At 52.0% G+C, this 21,493-nt stretch carries 13 protein-coding genes; 12 read left to right on the top strand and 1 reads right to left on the bottom strand.

Going from position 1 to position 21,493, the window contains the following annotated elements:
* Positions 1 to 8: 8 nt before the first annotated feature.
* From B5M13_RS04405 to B5M13_RS04365, 9 genes are all read left to right on the top strand, one after another.
* A complete protein-coding gene (locus B5M13_RS04405) occupies positions 9 to 3,272 on the top strand; it encodes an efflux RND transporter permease subunit (protein WP_080054479.1) in 3,264 nt (1,087 codons plus the stop codon).
* Positions 3,273 to 3,288: 16 nt separating this feature from the next.
* Entirely contained in the window at positions 3,289 to 4,422 is a 1,134-nt protein-coding gene (locus B5M13_RS04400; RefSeq protein ID WP_080054478.1) for an efflux RND transporter periplasmic adaptor subunit, read from the top strand.
* Between the two features lie 372 nt (positions 4,423 to 4,794).
* Positions 4,795 to 5,856 (top strand): aldose 1-epimerase family protein, encoded by a 1,062-nt coding sequence (locus B5M13_RS04395; RefSeq protein WP_080054477.1) that lies wholly within the window; start codon positions 4,795 to 4,797, stop codon positions 5,854 to 5,856.
* A gap of 35 nt (positions 5,857 to 5,891) precedes the next feature.
* Complete coding sequence (locus B5M13_RS04390; RefSeq protein WP_080054476.1) at positions 5,892 to 7,391, top strand: sugar ABC transporter ATP-binding protein; 1,500 nt, start codon at positions 5,892 to 5,894, stop codon at positions 7,389 to 7,391.
* Positions 7,392 to 7,414: 23 nt separating this feature from the next.
* Positions 7,415 to 8,404: an ABC transporter permease gene (locus tag B5M13_RS04385; protein ID WP_080054475.1), complete on the top strand. Its 990-nt coding sequence runs from the start codon at positions 7,415 to 7,417 to the stop codon at positions 8,402 to 8,404.
* A gap of 146 nt (positions 8,405 to 8,550) precedes the next feature.
* Complete coding sequence (locus B5M13_RS04380; RefSeq protein ID WP_080054474.1) at positions 8,551 to 9,498, top strand: sugar ABC transporter substrate-binding protein; 948 nt, start codon at positions 8,551 to 8,553, stop codon at positions 9,496 to 9,498.
* Positions 9,499 to 9,609: 111 nt separating this feature from the next.
* On the top strand, positions 9,610 to 10,476 hold the full coding sequence (locus B5M13_RS04375; protein WP_080059793.1) for a ThuA domain-containing protein: 867 nt from the start codon (positions 9,610 to 9,612) through the stop codon (positions 10,474 to 10,476).
* A gap of 20 nt (positions 10,477 to 10,496) precedes the next feature.
* On the top strand, positions 10,497 to 13,685 hold the full coding sequence (locus B5M13_RS04370) for a PVC-type heme-binding CxxCH protein (RefSeq protein ID WP_080054473.1): 3,189 nt from the start codon (positions 10,497 to 10,499) through the stop codon (positions 13,683 to 13,685).
* A 25-nt stretch (positions 13,686 to 13,710) separates the two neighbouring features.
* A complete protein-coding gene (locus B5M13_RS04365) occupies positions 13,711 to 14,604 on the top strand; it encodes a sugar phosphate isomerase/epimerase family protein (protein WP_080054472.1) in 894 nt (297 codons plus the stop codon).
* Between the two features lie 226 nt (positions 14,605 to 14,830).
* Here B5M13_RS04365 and B5M13_RS04360 read toward each other — a convergent pair whose 3' ends face one another.
* Complete coding sequence (locus tag B5M13_RS04360) at positions 14,831 to 17,026, bottom strand: outer membrane protein assembly factor BamB family protein (RefSeq protein ID WP_080054471.1); 2,196 nt, start codon at positions 17,024 to 17,026, stop codon at positions 14,831 to 14,833.
* A gap of 598 nt (positions 17,027 to 17,624) precedes the next feature.
* On the opposite strand from B5M13_RS04360, the gene B5M13_RS04355 reads away from it, so the two are divergent.
* The 3 genes from B5M13_RS04355 to B5M13_RS04345 are packed head-to-tail and all read left to right on the top strand — an operon-like array spanning position 17,625 to position 21,311.
* On the top strand, positions 17,625 to 18,539 hold the full coding sequence (locus tag B5M13_RS04355) for a helix-turn-helix domain-containing protein (protein WP_080054470.1): 915 nt from the start codon (positions 17,625 to 17,627) through the stop codon (positions 18,537 to 18,539).
* Between the two features lie 27 nt (positions 18,540 to 18,566).
* Entirely contained in the window at positions 18,567 to 19,022 is a 456-nt protein-coding gene (locus B5M13_RS04350; RefSeq protein ID WP_080054469.1) for a (2Fe-2S)-binding protein, read from the top strand.
* Between the two features lie 33 nt (positions 19,023 to 19,055).
* Complete coding sequence (locus tag B5M13_RS04345) at positions 19,056 to 21,311, top strand: xanthine dehydrogenase family protein molybdopterin-binding subunit (RefSeq protein ID WP_080054468.1); 2,256 nt, start codon at positions 19,056 to 19,058, stop codon at positions 21,309 to 21,311.
* Positions 21,312 to 21,493 lie beyond the last annotated feature (182 nt).

The raw sequence follows: 21,493 nt of genomic DNA, 5'->3' as shown, positions 1-21,493 counted from the left end.
CAACTGTCATGATCAAAGCTGCCTTAGCCAAACCCATTACCGTACTCGTTGCCCTGGCCGGCATTGTCCTGTTTGCGGTACTGGCACTGCTCAGTATCCCGGTCGATATTTTCCCCCGGCTCAATCTTCCGACCATTTACATTGCCCAACCCTACGGCGGTATGACCCCCGCCCAGATGGAGGGTTTCATTGCGACCCGGTATCAGAACCAGTTACTGTATGTATCGGGCATCAAGAATGTCGAAGTAAAGAACATTCAGGGCCTTTGTCTGGTCAAATGCTCGTTCTACGAAGATGTCAACATGGCGCAGGTATCGGGCGAAGTAGCCAATCAGGTCAGCCGGGTTATGAATTACCTGCCGCCGGGTACTGTACCGCCCACCGTGGTTCGGTTCGATGCATCGAGTTTGCCGGTTGGGCAGTTGGTATTCAGTAGCCGACGGGCCTCGCTGGGCGAAATGCAGGATTTAGCGTCGACGCGGATTCGGCCCCTGTTCTCTCAGATTCCAGGGGCATCGGCTCCTCCCCCATTCGGTGGCAACGAGCGAACCGTGGTCGTAAAAGTAAATCCCGAACGGATGCGCAGCTACGAGCTGACCCCGGATGAAATTGTACAGGCCGTTGTGAAGAACAACCAGATTTCGCCCGCAGGAAGCGTTCAGATGGGCGATTACACGGTCATGACGCCCAGTAATACGGTACTCGACAAGGTGGGCGAGTTTATGAACATCCCACTGCGTAAAGGGGTAGGACCAACGGTGTTTCTGCGCGACGTAGCCACGGTAGAGGATGCCACAGATATAACAGTAGGGTACGCTCTGGTTAACGGAAAACGGTCGGTGTATATACCCGTCACCAAAAGTGCCGATGCCTCTACGATGAGCGTGGTGAGAGCCTTGAAAGCCAAACTGCCCGAAATGAAGGCCCTGTTACCCGACGATGTGCAGCTTTCCTATGAATTTGACCAATCGGTCTACGTCACCCAGGCCGTACATAGTCTGGCGGTAGAGGGAGGGCTGGGCGCTATTCTAACCGGGTTGATGGTGTTGCTTTTTCTGGGAGACTGGCGCAGTTCGCTGATCGTGATTCTGACCATTCCGGTATCCATCTTGAGTGCCATTTTGCTCCTCAACCTGACCGGGCAAACCATTAACATCATGACGTTGTCGGGTCTGGCACTGGCTATCGGGATTCTGGTCGACCAGGCAACGGTGGTCATTGAAAACATTCACCAGCATCTGGAAATGGGCAAGCCCAAAGCCCGCGCTATTCTGGATGCCTGTCAGGAAATGTCGTTCCCGCTACTGCTCATTACCTTGTGTATTCTGGCTGTATTTGCCCCAGCTTTTCTGATGAATGGCGTTCCGCGCGGGATGTTCCTGCCTTTATCGCTATCGGTAGGCTTTTCGATTATTGCATCGTATATCCTGTCGCAAACGTTTGTGCCGGTAGTAGCTAACTGGTGGCTGAAAAATCATGAACACGCTCATCCGCATGACCTGAGCATCCTGCCCGATTTAGCGAATCAGCCTGAAGCCCGACAGGAGCACTATGAAGAAAAACACCCTGAAAAAGTAACGGGTTTCGAACGCTTCAAGCTGAGCTACTTACGATTACTTGATAAAATGATGGGCCGACGCGCATTGGTCATAGGTGTGTATGCCCTGATTTGTGCGCTCCTGATTGGGGTTGGATTTACCCAGATTGGCCAGGATATGATGCCCCGGCAAAATCATGCACACCAGTTTCAGGTACGGATCGTAGGACCTCAGGGATTGCGAATTGAACGTACCGAAGCACTGACCAAACGGGTTATCAAACAGATCAGCGACATCGTTGGTCCTCAGAACATCGCGATTTCGTCGGCCTTTGTGGGAATGACGCCCTCCAGTTATGGCACTAGCGCCCTGTACGTATTCAATGCAGGCCCTCACGAAGCCGTATTACAGGTCAATCTGTCTGAAGACTACAAAGTTGAGTCGCTGGACGCGCTCAAAGAACAGATTCGCCAGCGGATTCGTCAGAAGATGCCCAATGTCCGGCTGTCGTTCGAACCGATCGACCTGACGGACAAAATCATGAGCCAGGGTGCCCAGACACCAATTGAAATTCTGGTGGGGGGAAAAGACCTGACTGAAGGTCAGCATTACGCCAATCGGCTGCTAACCCGGCTGCGCGAAATTCCTTACTTACGCGATCTACGGATCAATCAACCCCTTAGCTATCCGACCGTTTCGGTAAAGGTCGACCGTGAGCGGGCGGCTCAGTTGGGGCTGAGTACAGACGAAATTTCAAAGTCGCTGGTAGCGGCTACCTCGTCGAGCCGGTTTACAGCCAAAAACCTATGGCTCGACCAGTCGAAAGGGTTCGCGTATCAGGTGCAGATTCAACTGGAACAGGATCAGATGAAATCCGTAGCCGATATCCAGGCCATTCCGCTCGTAAAAGGGCAGCTTCGCCCCACTCTCGGCGATGTGGCTACGATTACGCCAACCACCGTACCAGGTCAGTACGACCGCATCGGGCCCCGACGAATTATTACGGTATCGGCCAATATCAATAACCGGGATTTGGGCACGGCAACCCGCGATGTTCAGGCAGCAATTACGGCGGCTGGCGACCCTCCAAAAGGCTCTGTGGTAGAACTGCGGGGACTGGCGCAACTGCTTCAGGAAACGCTCAGTAGCCTGCAATTCGGTCTGGGATTAGCCATTGTCGTGATCTTTCTGCTGCTGGCCGCTAATTACCAGTCGTTCAAAGTGGCAAGTGTGGTGCTTGTGAGCATACCCGCTGTGCTGGCGGGTGCCCTTACGCTGCTACTGGTAACGGGACAGACCCTGAATCTGCAATCGTACATGGGCATCATCATGTCGGTGGGGGTATCGGTGGCGAACGCGCTGCTGCTGGTAACCAATGCCGAATCCCTGCGACTTCGGTACCGCGATGCCCGGGCGGCTGCACGCGTAGCGGGAGCGGCTCGTCTGCGGCCCATTCTAATGACCGCCCTGGCCATGATTGCCGGGATGATTCCAATGGCCAGTGGCCTTGGCGAATCGGGCGAGCAAACGGCTCCCCTAGGCCGGGCCGTAATTGGCGGATTGCTTTTTTCGACTGTGGCCGCGCTGCTGATCCTGCCCGTCGTGTTTGCGGCTGTTCAACGAAAAACAACCTTCGATTCGCCGTCACTGGATCCCGACGACCCAACCAGTACTGTGTACGACGGAACACCCGTTGCCGCTACGGAGGCTCACCAAACCAGTTTAACCTATTAACCTTTCGAACAAGACCATGCAATTATATCCTGCGCTTCGATCTGGCTTCCAATTGACTTTTATGGCCGGGATGACGTTCCTGCTAAGCCAGTGCGGTAACTCGTCGGCCGAAAAAAGTCGAATGGAGGAAGCTCCAGCCGACGAAGAAATCCGCTATGAAGCCATTCGGGTAACCACTTCCCGACCCACATCGGAACTAAACCTGCCCGGCGAACTGGAAAGTTATTACGAAACCGATATTTATCCGCGTGTGAGTAGCTACGTTAAAGCCCTGCATGTCGACATTGGCGATCAGGTCCGTAAGGGACAGGTTCTGGCTGAACTGGAAGCCCCCGAACTGACGGCTAATCTGACCGAAGCCTATTCGAAGGTAAAAGCGGCCGAAGCGGTTTTTGGCACCAGTAAAGCCACGTTTTTGCGGGTGTTACGTACCAGCCGTACGCTTGGGGCCATCTCGCCAGTCGATCTCGAATCGTCCCGTACCAAAGCCATTTCGGATAGTTTGGCCGTAGTGGCCGCGAATGCCCACTACAGTTCTGTAAACCAGTTAGTGAGTTATCTGAAAATAACCGCTCCGTTTACGGGCGTCATCACCGATCGTCGGCTATCGCCTGGAGCATTTGTTGGGCCGGGTGGGCAAAATGGCATACCTATTCTGAAAATAAAACAGTTGGACCGACTCCGGCTACGGATAGCTGTCCCAGAAGCCTATCTGGGAGATATTCGTACTGGAAACCCTGTGCAGTTTACGGTGCGTAGCTTTCCCAATCAGACCTTTACGGGACGAATTAACCGTATCTCCAATAGTGTACGGCCCGAAACCCGATCGGAGATGGTTGAGATCGACTTTCAGAACAAAGGCGGCAAGCTGAAACCCGGCATGTTTGCTTCGGTTCGACTACCGGTGGCCTCATCAGGCGAAGGCAGTGTCTATGTCCCCAAGTCGGCCGTTATCAGTACGATGGAACGCACCTTTATTCAGAAACTCGTGGATGGGAAAGCCATTCGGACAACGGTTCAGAAAGGCGACGATGCGGCTGGACAAACGCAGGTTTTTGGCGACGTTAAGCCAGGCGATATTATCCTTAAAACAGCCAGTGAGGATATTGACGACCAGGCTCCCATTAAAACGCAGTTAGTAACCCAATAATCATGCCTGTTGCCCAAGAGACCTAGTTTACGCTATCATACTCATAACCCCTTACAGGACCAGGCACTGACAGCTTTAGCTAGCAGTGCTTTTCCGTTTAACAATACCATCCCACTACAAACGCCTGTTGGCTAGAGGCCTACCCAGCTGCTTACATGACCAAGTTTACAGACCAGTACGTTTGCCATAAACGAACGCAGTAGCGTATAGTACAACAAGCGGAAACTACAGTATAGAAGTAGACTACCTCATGGTCTATCGTAAAATAATAACCGAAATGACCTAACCGTGACAAATTCGTTGGGTAGCTACGGCTCTCCAGGGGCTTTTAATGACACGTAAAGTAACCATTCACATTTACCCTGCTTTGTTTTGGCACTACAACCTTTGTATACCAAAATCTCGAACCCAGCGCAGATTGGCGGCATCGAGACCTCTGTTCTTGACAATGGTGCGGGTCGCGGAACCCGAATAGCCTGGATCAATACCGGAAGCGGCCTCCGGTACAAACTGGTTCTTGACCGGGCGATGGACATTGCCGATACCTTTTACAATCAGCATAGTCTGGCCTGGCTAAGTCATTCCGGCATTACATCACCCCAGCCATTTACCGAACGCGGACTGGACTGGCTGCGAACCTTCAACGGGGGGTTGCTGACTACCTGCGGGCTATCGCACGTGGGTGGCCCCGAACAGGATGCCTACGGCGAACGGGGGTTACATGGCCAGATCAGTAACATTCCGGCCACCATCGAATCGATCAGCCAGCCGGACCCATCTATGGGGAAACTGGATATGAGTATTACTGGGCGCATGATGGAAACCAGGGTATTTGGCCCAAGTCTGGAGTTGACCCGAACCATTTCCGGCACCCTTGGCCAGCCCGTTATTCGGATTCATGATGCAGTGGTGAACCGGGCCAATACACCCGCTCCCCACATGCTACTTTATCATTTTAACTTCGGCTGGCCACTGGTCGATGAAGGCACCAAGTTACTCTGGAAGGGCCCCTGGCAGGCTCGTGAGGGTGGCATGAATGCTGAAATTTTCCGGGATGGATATGATTTCCGTACATGTCCGGCTCCACTCGATAGCCATAGCGGTACGGGCGAAGCCGTTGCGTTTATCGATGCCACCCCCGACCAGAACGGCCAGTGTAGCGCCGGGCTGTACAATCCTATGTTGGGCATAGCTGTAGCCATGCGGTTTCAGAAAGCCGAGCTACCTTGGCTCACGAACTGGCAGCATTGGGGAACAGGCGAGTATGTTACCGGAATTGAACCCAGCACGCACCCACCCATTGGTCAGGCGAAGGCGCGGGAACAGCAAACCCTTATTTTTTTAGAGCCCGGCGAAAAGCGATCCTATACAGTCGAACTGGAAGTGCTTTCCCATACCGATCAGATCAATGAACTGGTCAATCGTTTAGCCTAGGCCGAAATAGCTGTTCAGGACAGCGTACATTTCCTATGAATCCCAATTCCGATTACATTCTTCAGGTAAGCGGGCTAACCAAAACGTTTTCGGGCGTGAAAGCACTCGATCAGGTTCAGTTGGCGGTGCGCAAAGGAGAAGTTCATGCGCTGATGGGTGAGAACGGGGCCGGAAAGTCCACCTTAATGAAGATTCTGATCGGTCTTTTACCTGCCGACTCAGGAGAAATCATCTTCGAAGGGGAAGAACTGACGGCCGCTCATGTCCGGGATGTGATGAAAAAAGGCATATCTATGATTCATCAGGAAATGCTGGTCGTTCCTGAATTGACCGTCGCACAGAATATTTTCCTGGGTCGGGAAACGAAGGGCAGACTGTTTAGCTGGCTGGATGATCGAACGCTTACGAAACAGGCGGCTGCATTGCTCCGGGAGATGGCTATCCAAATCGACCCTGACCTCAAAATGAAGTACCTGAGCGTGGCCCAGATGCAGATGGTCGAAATAGCAAAGGCCATTTCCAACAACGCCAAGGTGATCATCATGGATGAGCCGACCTCAGCCCTTTCGGAAAAAGAAGTCGCCACCCTCTTTCGGCTGATTAAAGACCTCACAGCCAAAGGCGTAGCGATTATCTACATCTCACACAAGATGGAAGAAATTACCGCTCTGGCCGATACGATCACGGTACTTCGCGACGGCAAATACATCGGCACCCGACCCGCTTCCGAACTGGATATGGATACGCTGATCACAATGATGGTGGGTCGGAAAATTGAGAGTCTGTTTCCAGCGTCTACAACCCAGCGGGGAAAGGAAATCCTGTCGGTGAAGCAATTAAGTCGTCATGGGCAGTTTACCAATATCAGTTTTGCCGTCCACGAAGGTGAAGTGCTGGGCATTGGGGGCTTGATGGGGGCAGGCAGAACCGAAGTTGCCCGCACTATTTTCGGCCTTGACCAACCCAATAGTGGCCAGATTTATATCCGGGGAGAACAAGTCTATATACGTTCCCCACAGGACGCCATCCGGCGGGGCATTGGCTACGTGAGCGAAGACCGGAAAGGCTTCGGATTTATTCCCCGGTTATCGGTACGGGAGAATATAACCCTGGCAAGTTTACCCGTTCATGCCAAGGGCGGACTGGTTCGGGCAGCGAGTGAGTCGGCAGTTGCCGATCGTATAATGGCTGATCTGCGGATCAAGGCCGCCAGCCCTGAGCAATTCGTCACGTTTTTGAGCGGGGGAAACCAACAAAAAGTAGTCATTGGCAAAATATTGCTTTCCTCCCCATCAATCATTATTCTTGACGAACCGACACGCGGTATCGACATTGGCGCGAAAGCTGAAATTTATAAACTCATTCACCAATTGAAAGAAGCGGGTAAAGCTATCATCCTGATCTCGTCTGAACTTCCTGAACTCTTGGGACTGAGCGATCGGATACTGGTCATGGCGAAGGGCAAACAAACGGCTGAACTATCGGCTCAGGAGGCTTCGCAGGAGGTCGTTATGCACTACGCGATGCAGGTTTGACAGCCCACCTTTTCGACAGATACATGGAAAACAATCTCAACAGCTATTTCGACAAGGATAGCGGGTCATATAAACTACTGGTGCGCCTACAGGAAGTTCGCAAATACGGCCTCCTGATTGCGTTTGTCGCGGTTTGTCTGGCGCTCTCCCTCACCACTCCCCGCTTTCTGACCATCCAGAATCTGATGATCATTGTGACGCAGGTTTCCATCAATGCGCTGCTGGCGTTTGGGGTTACGTTTGTCATCATTACAGGGGGTATCGATTTGTCGATTGGATCGATGGTAGCCGTTACGGGGGTGGTAGCCGCCACGTTTGCTCATCCCGACGAGTACCCGGTAATCGTTCCGGTCGCCGTGGGGCTACTGGCCGGACTCCTCTTCGGTGCTTTCAACGGATTCGTAGTGACCCGCAGTAAAGTTCCGCCGTTTATCGTTACCTTAGGAACCATGACTATCGGCCGTGGCTTAGCCCTGATTATCAGCAAAGGTCGTCCCGTCTCTAATCTATCCGACTCCTTCAATTTCATCGGTGGAGGCAAAATTCTGGGTATTCCTACGCTGATTATCATTCTGATTGTAGCCTTTATTGCCTGCACAGTCGTGCTTCGAAAAACCGTGTTAGGTCGTTATATGTATGCCGTAGGTGGTAACGAACAGGCGGCCCGAGCTTCTGGTATTGAGTTGGGTACAGTCAAAATGATCGTCTACACACTCTGTGGAGGCCTGGCAGCCTTGGCTGGTATTCTGCTAACCTCGCGCATTACAACGGGACAGCCGAATGCGGGCGCGGGTTTCGAACTGGATGCGATTGCGGCTGCTATTATTGGTGGCACCAGCACCTCGGGAGGAACCGGCACCATAACCGGAACACTGCTTGGAGCCTTACTCATCGGCGTCATTAGCAATGGCCTCGATTTGCTCAACGTAACCTCTTATTATCAGCAGGTTGTGATGGGCATCATTATCATCGGCGCGGTTGTACTGGATAGCGTCAATCAACCGAGTCGTTAATTTTGGAAAATAAGAAACGAATAGCAGAACATTACCCCCAACCCCTAAAGGGGGCCTTGCTCGTTTTGGAACTACGCCCCCTTTAGAGGGTTGGGGGTAATGTTAGCAGATATCGCAGGTCTTAAACATCCATAGTCCCAGTTACCATGAAGCCGATTTCATCCATAGTCCTCACAATCAGCCTGATTAGCACCTTAGTAGCCTGCAATCAATCCACTACCAGCGAAAGCAGCCAAAACGGAGACGGCAAAAAACTGGTGATTGGCGCTACCATGCTCAGTATGCAGAATGAGTTTATTGTCAATGTTCATGATGAAATGGCTAAAAAGGCCGAAGCCGATGGGATTGACCTGATCACGGTCGATGCCGAACGGTCGGCGCTGAAACAGGTAGAGCAGGTCGAAAGCTTCATTGCCCAGCATGTCGACGCGATCATTATGAACCCCTGCGAGGTAGAAGCCAGTTCACCCGCCGTTACCAAAGCCTTAGCTGCCAAGATTCCAATCATCAACGTCAATTCGGAAACCAGTACAAAACCTTCGGCCTTTGTGGGTTCGGATGATGTGGAGTCGGCCCGGATTGCAATGAAATTTATTGCCGACAAGCTGGGTGGCAAAGGCACCATCGTTATGATGCACGGCTATATGGGTCAGGCAGCACAGATCAAACGCGAACAGGGGGCCCGCGAAATCCTGAAGCAATACCCAAACATTAAATTGATTGCCCACCAAACCGCCGAGTGGGACCGCGCCAAGGCCATGTCGTTGATGGAGAACTGGATTCAGTCATATGGTTCGCAGATCAATGCCGTCTTCGCCCAGAACGACGAAATGGGATTGGGGGCGGCAAAGGCACTGGCGGATGCGGGTCTGAAAGATAAAGTCGTTGTAGTCAGTATCGACGCCATACCCGACGCCCTTCAGGCGGTTCAGAAAGGCACACTGGATGCAACCGTTTTCCAGAATGCCCAGCAACAAGGCTCAAAAGCCATCGAGACGGCCGAAAAAATTATTAAAGGCCAACCCTACGAAAAGGAGACGCTTATTCCGTTTCAGTTAGTGACGAAGGCCAATTTGTCTCAGTTCATGAAATGAGCAACGACGAAAAGAACACGGATTGTTATGATTCTTATGATTTACACGGATCATAACCAATCATAAAGGTCATAGCAATCGGTGTCCTATACACATTTAAAACGAACAGCCGTGAAAACAAAACGAAGAGCCTTTCTGCAAACGATTACCGGATTAGCCAGCCTGAGTGCCCTATCAGCCGTCAGCGCAGCCGCCCCTCAGAAACCGCTGGTGGTATTTGTGACCGGCGATCATGAATACAGTGGCGAATTGACCTTACCGCTCATTGCCGCCGAACTGGAGAAAAATTATGGCATGCGCACCAAAGTCCTCAAAGCCTATCCCGACTATAATGGCGAAAAAGACATTCCAGGCCTGGAAGCCCTGCGCGAAGCCGATCTGGCAGTATTCTTTCTTCGCTGGCGACAACTCCCTCAGCAACAGCTCGATTACATCGACGCCTATCTCAAATCCGGTAAGCCGGTGATGGGTTTCCGCACCACCACTCATGCCTTCAATTACCCGGAAGGCGACCCACGTATCCGGTGGAATGCCTTCGGGGAGTTTGCTTTCGGAGCACCTCCGGGCTGGGGGGGCAAAGCCGCCCACACGCACTACGGCCACAAGAGTACGACCGATGTGACCATCATTCCTGAAGCAGCTAAAAACCCAATTCTGACCGGTGTGGCTCCCAGCTTTCATGTAGCCTCCTGGCTGTATCGGGTACGGCCCGACTACCCCGCCAAAGGCGCTACCTGGCTGCTGATGGGGAAATCGGTCAATCCCGATAAAGAAGCTATCGACAACCCGGTAGCCTGGACCTGGAAAAATGAGTGGGGCGGCAAGGCCTTTATGACTACGCTGGGCCATCCCGAAGATTTTCAGGTCGAAGCCTTCCAGCGGCTGGTAATCAATGCCATTCACTGGGATCTAGGCTTACCCGTGCCCACACGCTGGAAAGGTAAGATTAACATCAACGTACCCTATGGCCATCCTTAAATCCCTGATATACTGATCGTATGCGACCATTCGTAGCCCGAAAAACCAGCGTTTATACCCTGTTTGCGATGGTGGGTTTTCTCATCATGCCCATGAGTGCGTTTCAGCGGAAGCACTACCCGACTGATGAACCGCCCATCCAACTCAAAAAAGACACGCATATTAGCCTGATCGGTAATAATCTGGGGTCCAGAATGATGAACTATGGACTGTTCGAGACCGAACTCCAGGTTCGTTATCCCGCTTATCAGCTGTTTATCCGCAATATGTGCGATGGTGGCGACACGCCTGGATTCCGGCCACACGCCAGCCGATTTGCCCCCTGGGCCTTTCCCGGAGCTGAAAAATTCCAGACCGAACTGGCCAACAATTCCGAAAGCGAAGGCCATTTCGAAACCCCCGACCAGTGGCTTACCCGTCTGAAAACCGATGTGATTGTCGCCTTTTTTGGCTATAACGAGTCGTTTCAGGGCAAAGAAGGGCTGGCCAATTACAAAGCCGAACTCGACGCCTTTATAAAATGGACGCTGAGTCAGAAATACAATGGCGTAACGGCTCCCCAACTGGCCCTGGTTTCGCCCATTGCCTTTGAAGATTTATCGGCTACCTACGACCTGCCGAATGGCAAGAAAGAGAATGAAAACCTCCGGCTCTATACCGAAGGTATGAAAGAGGTGGCGCAACAGAACAAGGTACTTTTTGTGGACGCCTTTACGCCCTCGCTGGCTTGGTACGAAGCGACTCCCGAACCCCTCACCATCGACGGGTCGCAATTGAACGAAGCAGGCTATAAAAAACTGAGCCTGTTACTAGCCGATCAACTGTTCGGGCAAACAGCTGCCCAGGCCGAAGCCAACCGGGCCTTCGTTCAGGAAGCGGTACTGGAAAAGAACTGGATGTGGCACAACGACTATAAAATTCCAAACGGCGTTCACGTGTATGGGCGTCGGTATAATCCGTTCGGGCCGGACAACTACCCCGCCGAAATTGAAAAGATTCGGCAAATGACCGCCATTCGGGATACGGCCGTCTGGCAGGCGGCTTCCGAAGGCAAACGGATGGATATTGCTGCAGCCGATGAGCGTACCCGCCAGCTCCCAACGGTGAAAACCAACTTTAATCCCGAAAAAAACGGGAGCCTGACCTACCTTTATGGCCAGGATGCGTTGAGCAAACTAAAAGTACCCGCTGGTTATAAGATCGAACTGTTTGCCTCGGAGCAGGAGTTCCCCGATCTGGCCAAACCCATGCAGATGTCGTTCGACAACAAAGGGCGGCTTTGGGTGGCCTGTATGCCCAGCTACCCCCACTACAAACCGGGCGATCCAAAACCCAACGATAAAATCATTATTCTGGAAGATACCAATGGCGATGGCAAAGCCGATAAGCAAACCGTTTTTGCCGATAAGCTGCACCTGCCGCTGGGCTTCGAGATCGCCAAAGAAGGTGTCTACGTTTCACAGGGGACTAATCTCAAACTATTTACCGACACCAATGGCGATGATAAGGCCGATAAGGTTGAAATCCTGTTGAGTGGTTACGACGACCACGATACGCACCACAACAGCCACGCCTTTACGGTCGATCCATCAGGGGCCATCTATTCGGGCGAAGGGGTGTTTTTGCATACCAATGTCGAAACCTCCTACGGCCCCGTTCGGGCGACCAACGGCGGTTTTTACCGCTATGCGCCCCAACTTCATAAATTGGAACGCACGGCCCAGCTATCGATTCCAAACCCATGGGGTATTGCCTTCGACGATTGGGGCCAGCCATTTTTTGCCGAAACATCCAGTCCCGATGTGCGCTGGATGATGCCGGGGACGGTACTGCCTCGCTACGGCGAAGCAACGGACAAATCGAAACAGTTGATCGAGGAAGCGCACCGGGTACGTCCCACATCAGGGCTGGAATTTGTATCGAGCCGCCATTTCCCGGATGACATTCAGGGTGATTTTCTGATCAACAACACCATCGGTTTTCTGGGAACCAAAGAGCACACGCTGGTCGATGACGGAACCGGCTACAAAAGCAAGCACCGAATGGATCTGGTGGTGAGCGATGACCGGAATTTCCGACCCGTCGACATGGAATTTGCGCCCGACGGCTCGCTGTATCTGATCGACTGGCACAACATCCTGATTGGTCATATGCAGCACAACGCCCGCGATCCCCTGCGCGATCATTCGCATGGCCGGGTGTATCGCATCACCTATCCGTCACGCCCATTGGTAACACCAGCCCACATTGATGGAGCCAGCGTAGAGGAGCTATTGGACAACCTCAAACTGCCTGAGTATCGTACCCGCTATCGGACTCGGCGGGAACTGCGCGGACGGGATGCGTCTGAAGTACTATCGAAGTTGAAAAGCTGGGTAGCAAAACTGGATAAGAACGATCCTCGCTACGAGCATCACCTGCTGGAAGGGCTGTGGGTAAGCTGGGGAATGGACAAAGTCGACCAGAACCTACTCCGCCAGGTACTGAAAGCGAAAGACTACCATGCCCGTGCAGCCGCTGTTCAGGTGGTACGGTATACGGGGCATCAGGTAGCCGATCAGGCAAACTTGCTGATGCAGGCGGCTAAAGATGAGAATAGTCGGGTTCGCCTGGCGGCTATCGTAGCAGCTTCTTGGATTGGCAAGGAAAAAGGATTGCCCATTCTGGCCGAAGCAGCCAAAAAACCGCTGGACGACTGGATGATGCCTGCTTACGAAACAGCGGTGGCTCACCTGAAAGGCGAAAATGTGAAAAAGAAAAAGGAGATCACCGTGACATCCAGCCTGAAAGGGAAAGAACTGGACCTGTACACCCAGGGCCGACAGATTTTTGCCAAGGAAGGGTACTGCATTACCTGCCACCAGGCCGATGGAAAGGGACTGGCCGCTTCGGGCTTCCCTCCGCTGGCGGGAACCAACTGGGTGACGGGCAGTGAAGACCGTCTGATCAAAATCGCCTTGAAAGGGCTGATGGGTCCCATAGAGGTCGCTGGAAAAAACTATCCCGGCCAGGTACCTATGACACCCTTTGGTGGTTTACTGAACGATCAGGAAGTGGCGGCTGTGCTTACTTATGTCCGAAACTCCTTCGGCAACAAAGCCCCGGCGGTCCTGCCCGAGAATGTTAAAAAGGTACGATTAGCCACGCAACAAAAGAAGGACTTTTATACCCCCACTCAGTTGCTGAAAGAGCATCCGCTGGAGAAATAAAACTGGATTCATTCCCCTTTATCCTATGTCATTATCCGATTCCTCATCCGCTTCTACACCCAAACCTCTATCGCCAGTTGGCTTCAACCTGCTGGTCTGGACGGCGGCCATCTCCGAACAAATGAACCCCATCGCCGATCGGCTGAAAGCAATTGGCTACGATGGTGTCGAATGTTTTATCGATACGCAGGATGTGGCTGTTTACCAGAAGTTTGGCGACCATTTAAAGCAGACGGGCCTGCAAAGTACCTGCGTAACAGTGGTAGGTCCCGATACCAATCCGGCCAGCGAATCGGCCAGTATACGACAACAGGCCGTGGAGCATCTGAAAGGGGTAGTCGACCGGGCACACGCAATGGGCGCATCGGTCATTTGCGGCCCCTTTCATTCGGCTTTTGCCACGTTCACCCGTCGTGAACCCCAGCCCGAAGAGTACGACCGCAGTGCCGAAGTGCTACATACGGTTGGCGATTATGCCCGGCAGGCTGGTATTGTGCTGACGCCCGAAGCGCTCAACCGCTTCGAATGCTACCTCTGCAACACGATGGAACAACTGGCCGAGCTGGTCCGCCGGACTGATCACCCAAATGTGCGGGCCATGTTCGATACGCACCACGCCAACATGGAAGAAAAACGCTTCCCGGATGCCATTCGAACAATTGCTCCGTATCTGGCCCACGTCCATATCAGCGAAAACGACCGAGGTACGCCCGGTGACGGACATATTCCCTGGGACGATACCTTCCGAACGCTGGCCGAGATCAACTACCAGGGCTGGATGACGATTGAAGCCTTTACACGCAACGACATTGACTTCGCCAATTCGATCAACGTCTGGCGGGAATTCAGCAGCCCATGGGATATTGCCGAAAACGGCCTGAAGTTCATCCGGTCGATGCAGACAAAATACGCCCGTTAAGTACTCAAACGAAAATAGTTTAGAGTATGCTACAAGGACGTTTCTGTCATCCCTCGTTCCTCGGGATGACAGAAATAACCTAATGTATTTGCACTAATCTACTTAACAAGCGGTGGGTTTGTGCAACACAGAGGTTATTTGAGTAAAAAGAGGCTGCCTTTGGGTGTCAGGTTTAAGAACCTGACACCACGAAAGACAAAATACACCCTAACAGACGGTACAAAGGCTATTTGAGGGCAAAGGCGATGTAGTTTCCACCGATTTTCTGGCCTCTACCGCCCCCAGCGGCAATCACGATGTATTGTTTTCCGCTCACCTCGTAGCTGATGGGCGTTGCAAAACCACCCGCCGGAAGCTGGTATTCCCAAACTACCTTACCCGTTTTCCTGTTGAAGGCCCGAATCTTTTCATCTTTCGTTCCAGCAATAAAGACCAGGCCACCTGCCGTAACCAATGGGCCGCCATAGCTATCAGTTCCTGTGGTAGGAATGCCTTTCTTCGCCAGTTTGGGGTACTCACCCAACGGAACCCGCCAGAGGTAATCGCCCGTGTTCAGGTCAATAGCGTTCAATGTGCCCCAGGGTGGTTTAATGCCCGGATAGCCTTCTTGATCGGTAAAGCGCTGCCACACCTTGCTTACATAAGCAGGCACATACGGGAAGCCATTGTTGCTACCGGTAACGGGTGTAGCAGCCGAAGCCTGCGCTACCTTAGCTAATCCGCTTTCGGTGTTCAGCAGGAAACTAACGAGCGCATCCCGATCTTTCTCCGACAGATGGCCGAACGAGGGCATCCGACCGCTCCCGGTTTTCAGCAAGGTTTTAATTTCATCGGCCGACCGCTTTTTCCCAATATCGATGAGCGACGGTAACTCGGGGCCACTGCCACGCCGATCCTGCCCGTGACAGGTGGCACAGTTCGCGATGTACAACGCATTGCCCGCCGTAACAGGGGTATTGCGCTGTGCCAGATCGGCTCGTTTAGTCATAATCAGCTCCCAGGGGTCTTCGTTTACGTTCTGATAAAGAATTCCTGACGGGTCGATGGCATTGCCGCCCCATTCGGCCCCTCCACTGTAGCCGAACAGCAGCGTACCTTTTTCGGATGGCGGGGCAAATTTATTGTCCGTTTTTAGCCTAAGATACCGCTCCTTTACATACGCATGCGCTTCTGGCGACAGGTCGGTAATATCCGCTTCGGTATACACCTGCCGGGTTAGTGGGAGTGGTTTACGAGGAAATTTCTGCGTCGGCCAGGGATGTTCGCCAGGTAAGCCGTTGATGGGCACCTTCCGTTCATCTATCGGAAACAGGGAAGTTCCTTTATCCCGATCCAGCACGTACACTAGTCCGTCTTTAGTGGTCTGCACGACCGCATCTACGCGCCGGGGTTTACCGTCTGGGCCAGGGCGATGCAAGGTAATCAGATTGGGTGGGCAAGGGTGATCCCGGTCCCAAAGGTCATGATGGATGGTCTGATAATACCATTTCATCTTGCCTGTTTCGGCTTCCAGCGCCATAATGCAATTGGCAAACAGATTCTGGCCTTTGCGGTCGCCCCCGTAAAAATCGGATGCAGGCGAGCCAGTTCCGAAATAGACGACTCCCCTTCGTTCATCGAGTACCATCCCACTCCAGTTATTGACGCCCCCGATTTTCAGGTAGGCATCTTTCGGCCAGGTGTCATAACCGAACTCGCCTGGCTGCGGAATCGTATGAAACACCCATTTCAGTTTGCCGGTGACCACATCGAACGCCCGAATATGACCAGGGGCTGCATCACCCGATTCGGATACACTTGACCCGATAATGAACGTATTACGATATACGATTCCCGGCGAAGTTGCATTGACAGATAGCTTACTTACATCATGGTCTAGGTTAGTTTGTAGCCCCGCATGCAAATCGGCCTTGCCTTCTGTACCAAAATTGGCAATGGATTTACCCGTTTCGGCATTGACGGCATACAGGCTTGACCCTACGGTGTAGAGAATTCGTTTGTCGGACCCATTCTCCCAGTATACCACCCCGCGATTGGAATTGCGCCGATCATTGCGTGATGGTTCAAAGCGCCAGAGTTGCTCACCCGTTCCAGCCTTCAGGGCAAACAGATTTAGATCGGGCGTAGTCCCGTACAAAACGCCATTCACCACAATGGGTTGACACTGAATGGCCCGATCAGGCCGACGCCCGTTAGCGTCCGGTTTTTCAGAAGCATCGTACATCCAGGCTACTGCTAAGCTCGCTACGTTTTGGGTATTGATCTGGTCCAGTGGCGAATAGCGATTTCCGGCTTTATTGCCTCCGTAATTGGGCCAATCCTTACCCGTCGTTATTGGGCCTTCGCTCGTGATCATACCCGCTCCAAGTACGCTACTTACCACCAGTCCTAAAATGGCTCCCTTGTGATCCAGACGAATCATAAAAATCTGTATGAAGTAGATGTAAGGCTACCGATCAGCCTTTACCTTCTAAAAGAAACAGTCGCCGATAATTTCATCAATCGTTTCAGAAAAAATAGCATAATACCAACAACCACCAGGCACGGTTTTACCGAACTACGCTGTACAGAATATTCGGGGAAGCCCTACTTTCTTTTCGACCAACAACTACTTTTCCCGACAAACTGCATTACTTCTAAGCAAGATGTTTTGTAGGAGCCGTTAGCGGTTGTTCGTCTAAATTCGAGCCCATTAACTTAATTCTTTCCTTGATTTGCTCTACACGAACGGGCTGTAGGCAAAACAGCCTACTCATGCACAAATAATTCGGCATCAGGTTGTTTGAATTTTGTAATTCCTTATTTGAAAATAGTAAGGTGGCGAGGCTAGATACAAGTAATTTAGTAGTCAAAACCCTGACTGGGCTGACCAATAAACCAGTAGCGCTTTGCTACCAAGTGCCTTTACGAATAACATACTGACAACAAGCACATTAATCGCATTCGTAATTTTCGCAACACCTATTTAGGGCAGGCAGTAAAGGTACATATAGTTGCCCTCGTTACGACAAACACTACCGATGAACGACATCGAAACGATAGACGAATTATATAAGCGAAAGTTTGATGAAGAAGCTTTCCATTGGATACCCAATCCCATTCGGCATGAGATTGGGCATTTCAACGTAATTCGTCTCGAACCACTGGTCGATGGAAAAGCAAAACCGGTACCCTACAAACGGCGGGATTACTACAAGGTCATGCTGGTAATCGGCCATAGTCAGGTGCATTATGCCGACAAAGTCGTAGCGGTAAAAAAACAGGCCCTCACCTTCTCCAATCCGCACATTCCTTACAAATGGGAACACCTGGATACCGTTCGGGAAGGATATTACTGCATTTTTAATCGCCATTTTTTTAGTCAGTTCGGCAATCTGAGCCAGTACGATGTGTTTCAGCCGAACGGCACGCACGTCTTTGAGCTGACGGATGAGCAGGTGAGTCAGCTTCACCCGATTTTCGAGCGTATGTTTACCGAAATCCGTTCCGACTACATCCATAAATATGACGTGCTACGAAACCTGGTGTTCGAGGTGCTGCATTTCGCGATGAAGATGCAGCCGACATCGACCTTCACCAAACAGGCCATCAAGGCATCGGAACGAATTGCAGCCTTATTTCTGGAATTGCTGGAGCGACAATTCCCGCTTGACGATACCCATCAGCAAGTAGCCTTTCGGTCCCCATCCGACTTTGCGTCTCAGTTGAATGTGCATGTTAATCACTTAAACCGGGCCGTTCGAGTAACCACGCAGAAAACGACCTCGCAACTCATTGGCGAGCGAATTTTACAGGAGTCTAAAATGCTACTGAAACAGAGTACCTGGCCTGTATCCGACATTGCCTATGCATTGGGTTTTACCGAGGTGACCCACTTCAACAACTTCTTCAAAAAACACATGCAGGTAAGTCCGATGAAATTCAAAAATAGTTAACCGACATCCCTTAAACGCGTAAAAACATTGGCAAAATTCAGCTTAAAAATCAACGGAAAAAGCAGGCTGGTTGATGTAGACCCATCGACGCCCATGCTCTGGGTCCTGCGCGACCATCTCGATTTACCAGGCACCAAGTACGGCTGCGGTATGGCTCAGTGTGGAGCCTGCACCATCCACCTGGATGGCAACGCCGTTCGCTCCTGTCAGCTTCCGGTTTCGGTTGTAGGCAATCAGGCCATTACGACCATCGAAGGTCTGTCGGCCAATGGCGACCATCCTGTACAAACAGCGTGGCTCGAACACGATGTCGCGCAGTGTGGCTACTGTCAGGCGGGCCAAATTATGAGTGCAGCCTCTTTACTCAAAACCAATCCGAATCCGAGCGATGCCGACATCGATGCGGCCATGAGTGGCAACATCTGCCGATGTGGTACCTACCTGCGCATCAAAAAAGCCATCAAATCGGCTGCCCGGCAGTAATCAGGCTCCTCAACTCATAACCAGAACCTTGACATGGAAAACACGAAAACAACCTATAATCGGCGTTCTTTTCTGAAGGCGTCACTGCTTTCGGGTGGTGGTATGATGCTCAGTATTAGCTGGCTATCCAGTTTTAAGCCCGCTGATAAAATGGAGGCTATGAACCTGCCAGCGCAATGGTCTCAGCTTACTGGCTATATCCGAATTACCCCCGACAATAAGGTGACGCTTCTGTGCCCTAACCCTGAGTTTGGCCAGAATGTGATGACGTCGCTCCCGATGATTATCGCTGAAGAGCTGGATACAGACTGGAAACAGGTTGTGGTCGACATGGCCCCACACGACAACGTCAAATTTGGCTCTCAGTTTACCGGGGGAAGCCAGTCGGTCAGAGCCTATTGGAAACCACTACGGACCGCAGGCGCGGCAGCCCGGCAAATGCTCCGGGAAGCCGCTGCCCAAAGCTGGCAAGTTCCCGCTGATGAGGTAACGACCCGAGCCGGGATGCTTTACCATGAGAAATCTGGCAAGTTCGCTACATATGGACAGCTAGCCTCAAAAGCGGCCGAAATCCCGGTACCCAAAGACGTTACGCTCAAGACACCCAAGGCGTTTAGCATTGTCCGCCACCCAAAGAAAAATGTTGAGGGCCTTAAGGTAGTAACCGGTAAGCCCTTATTTGGTCTGGACTATCGTCAGGAGGGTATGCAGATCGCCATGATTCAACACCCACCCGCTTTTGGGATGAAACTAAAATCGTTTGATGCCTCCCAGGCCCTTAAAATGCCGGGCATCAAGGATGTATTCACCATTACCCTTTTCGAGGAGGGCACCGAGCGGGGTGCTTTCGAGACTCGGTCATTCAATGAAGCACTGGTAGTGGTAGGCAAAACAACCTGGGAGGTTATGAATGCTCGCAAAAAGCTGAAGGTTCAGTGGGAGCCAGCTCCTGAGCTTAGAGAAACCATGAATGCATTCGGGCGTACGATTGAGGACATTACACCCGCCGGTCTGGAAAGTACGACTACCCAACTGCAAAAAATGAAGGAATGGGCGTTAAAGCCTGCCACCCAGCTTCGAAAAGACGGCGACCCGGAAACAGCCTTCAAAAATGCAGCACAAATCATCGAACGGACCTACAATGCCCCTTTTCTGGCGCATAATACAATGGAGCCGATGAACTTCTTCGCGCATGTAACCGACGACAAAGCCCTGTTGGCAGGCCCCTTGCAGGCACCCGGCGTAGCCGAGCAAACGTTGTCTAAACGATTGGGACTGCCTGCCGACAAGATTGAGATTCAGATGACCCGAATGGGCGGAGGGTTTGGCCGTCGGGCTTATTCGCACTATCTGGTAGAAGCGGCTCTGATCTCCAAAAAGGCCAAAGCACCAATCAAGCTAATGTACACCCGCGAAGACGACATGACGTACGGCATTTACCGTCCTATGTACACCGCCACGTATCGGGCCGCTTTGGATGCGAATAAAAATCTGATTGCCTTCCATGTAAAAGGGGGTGGTATACCCGAGCATCCCATTCATGCCAATCGATTTCCGGCTGGAGCAGTTGACAATTACCTGGCCGAAGGCTGGCAGATTCCGTCCAACATCACCATCGGTGCTTTCCGGGCCCCACGTTCTAACTTCAACGCTGCCGCCGAACAATCCTTTCTGGACGAACTGGCCGAGGCTATGGGCAAAGACCCTATCGAGTTCCGACTTGATCTTCTAAAACGCGCGAAGGATAATCCGGTAGGCAAAAACAATGAGTATGACCCCGATCGGTATGCGGGTGTGCTCCAACTGGTGCGCGACAAATCGGGCTGGAATACGCCGGGCAGCGAACAGTATAACCGGGGTGTAGCCGCTTATTTTTGCCACAATTCCTACGCAGCTCACGTAGTCGATATGGTCACCCGCGATGGTGTACCGTATGCAGAGCGAGTATTCAGTGCTATGGATTGTGGGATTGTCATAAATCCGGAATCCGCGAAGAATATGGTTCAGGGGGCAGTGGTCGACGGGATTGGCAATGCGTTTTACGGAGCCCTCACGCATAAGGCTGGTGCCGCCGAGCAAACCAACTTTCATAATTACCGACTTATTCGCCATAACGAAGCGCCCAAACAAATTGAGGTTCACTTTGTCGAAAATGACATCGACCCAACAGGTTTAGGAGAGCCCCCTTTCCCACCTGTGTTTGGTGCCGTAGCCAATGCCTTGTATAAGACTACGGGCAAACGGCACTATAATCAACCATTCAAGCCCGATGTAGAGAAGCGCATCTAATACCGCTATAAGCAACCTATTATTCGGTCGGCAAGTACTTACAGGGCACTTGCCGACCGAGCGGTTTTCCACTAGGGTTTCGCAAACTAAGAGTTCAGATTTTGGGGCGCCGATGACTTTTCCGAGCGCCATCTGCTCATTTTCGTGAAGCAGGTTCGATTCGGGACTATGCGGATTTGTCG

The sequence above is a fragment of the Spirosoma aerolatum genome (assembly GCF_002056795.1).
Lineage (GTDB): Bacteria > Bacteroidota > Bacteroidia > Cytophagales > Spirosomataceae > Spirosoma > Spirosoma aerolatum.
This window is presented reverse-complemented; position numbering and strand designations above follow the sequence as displayed.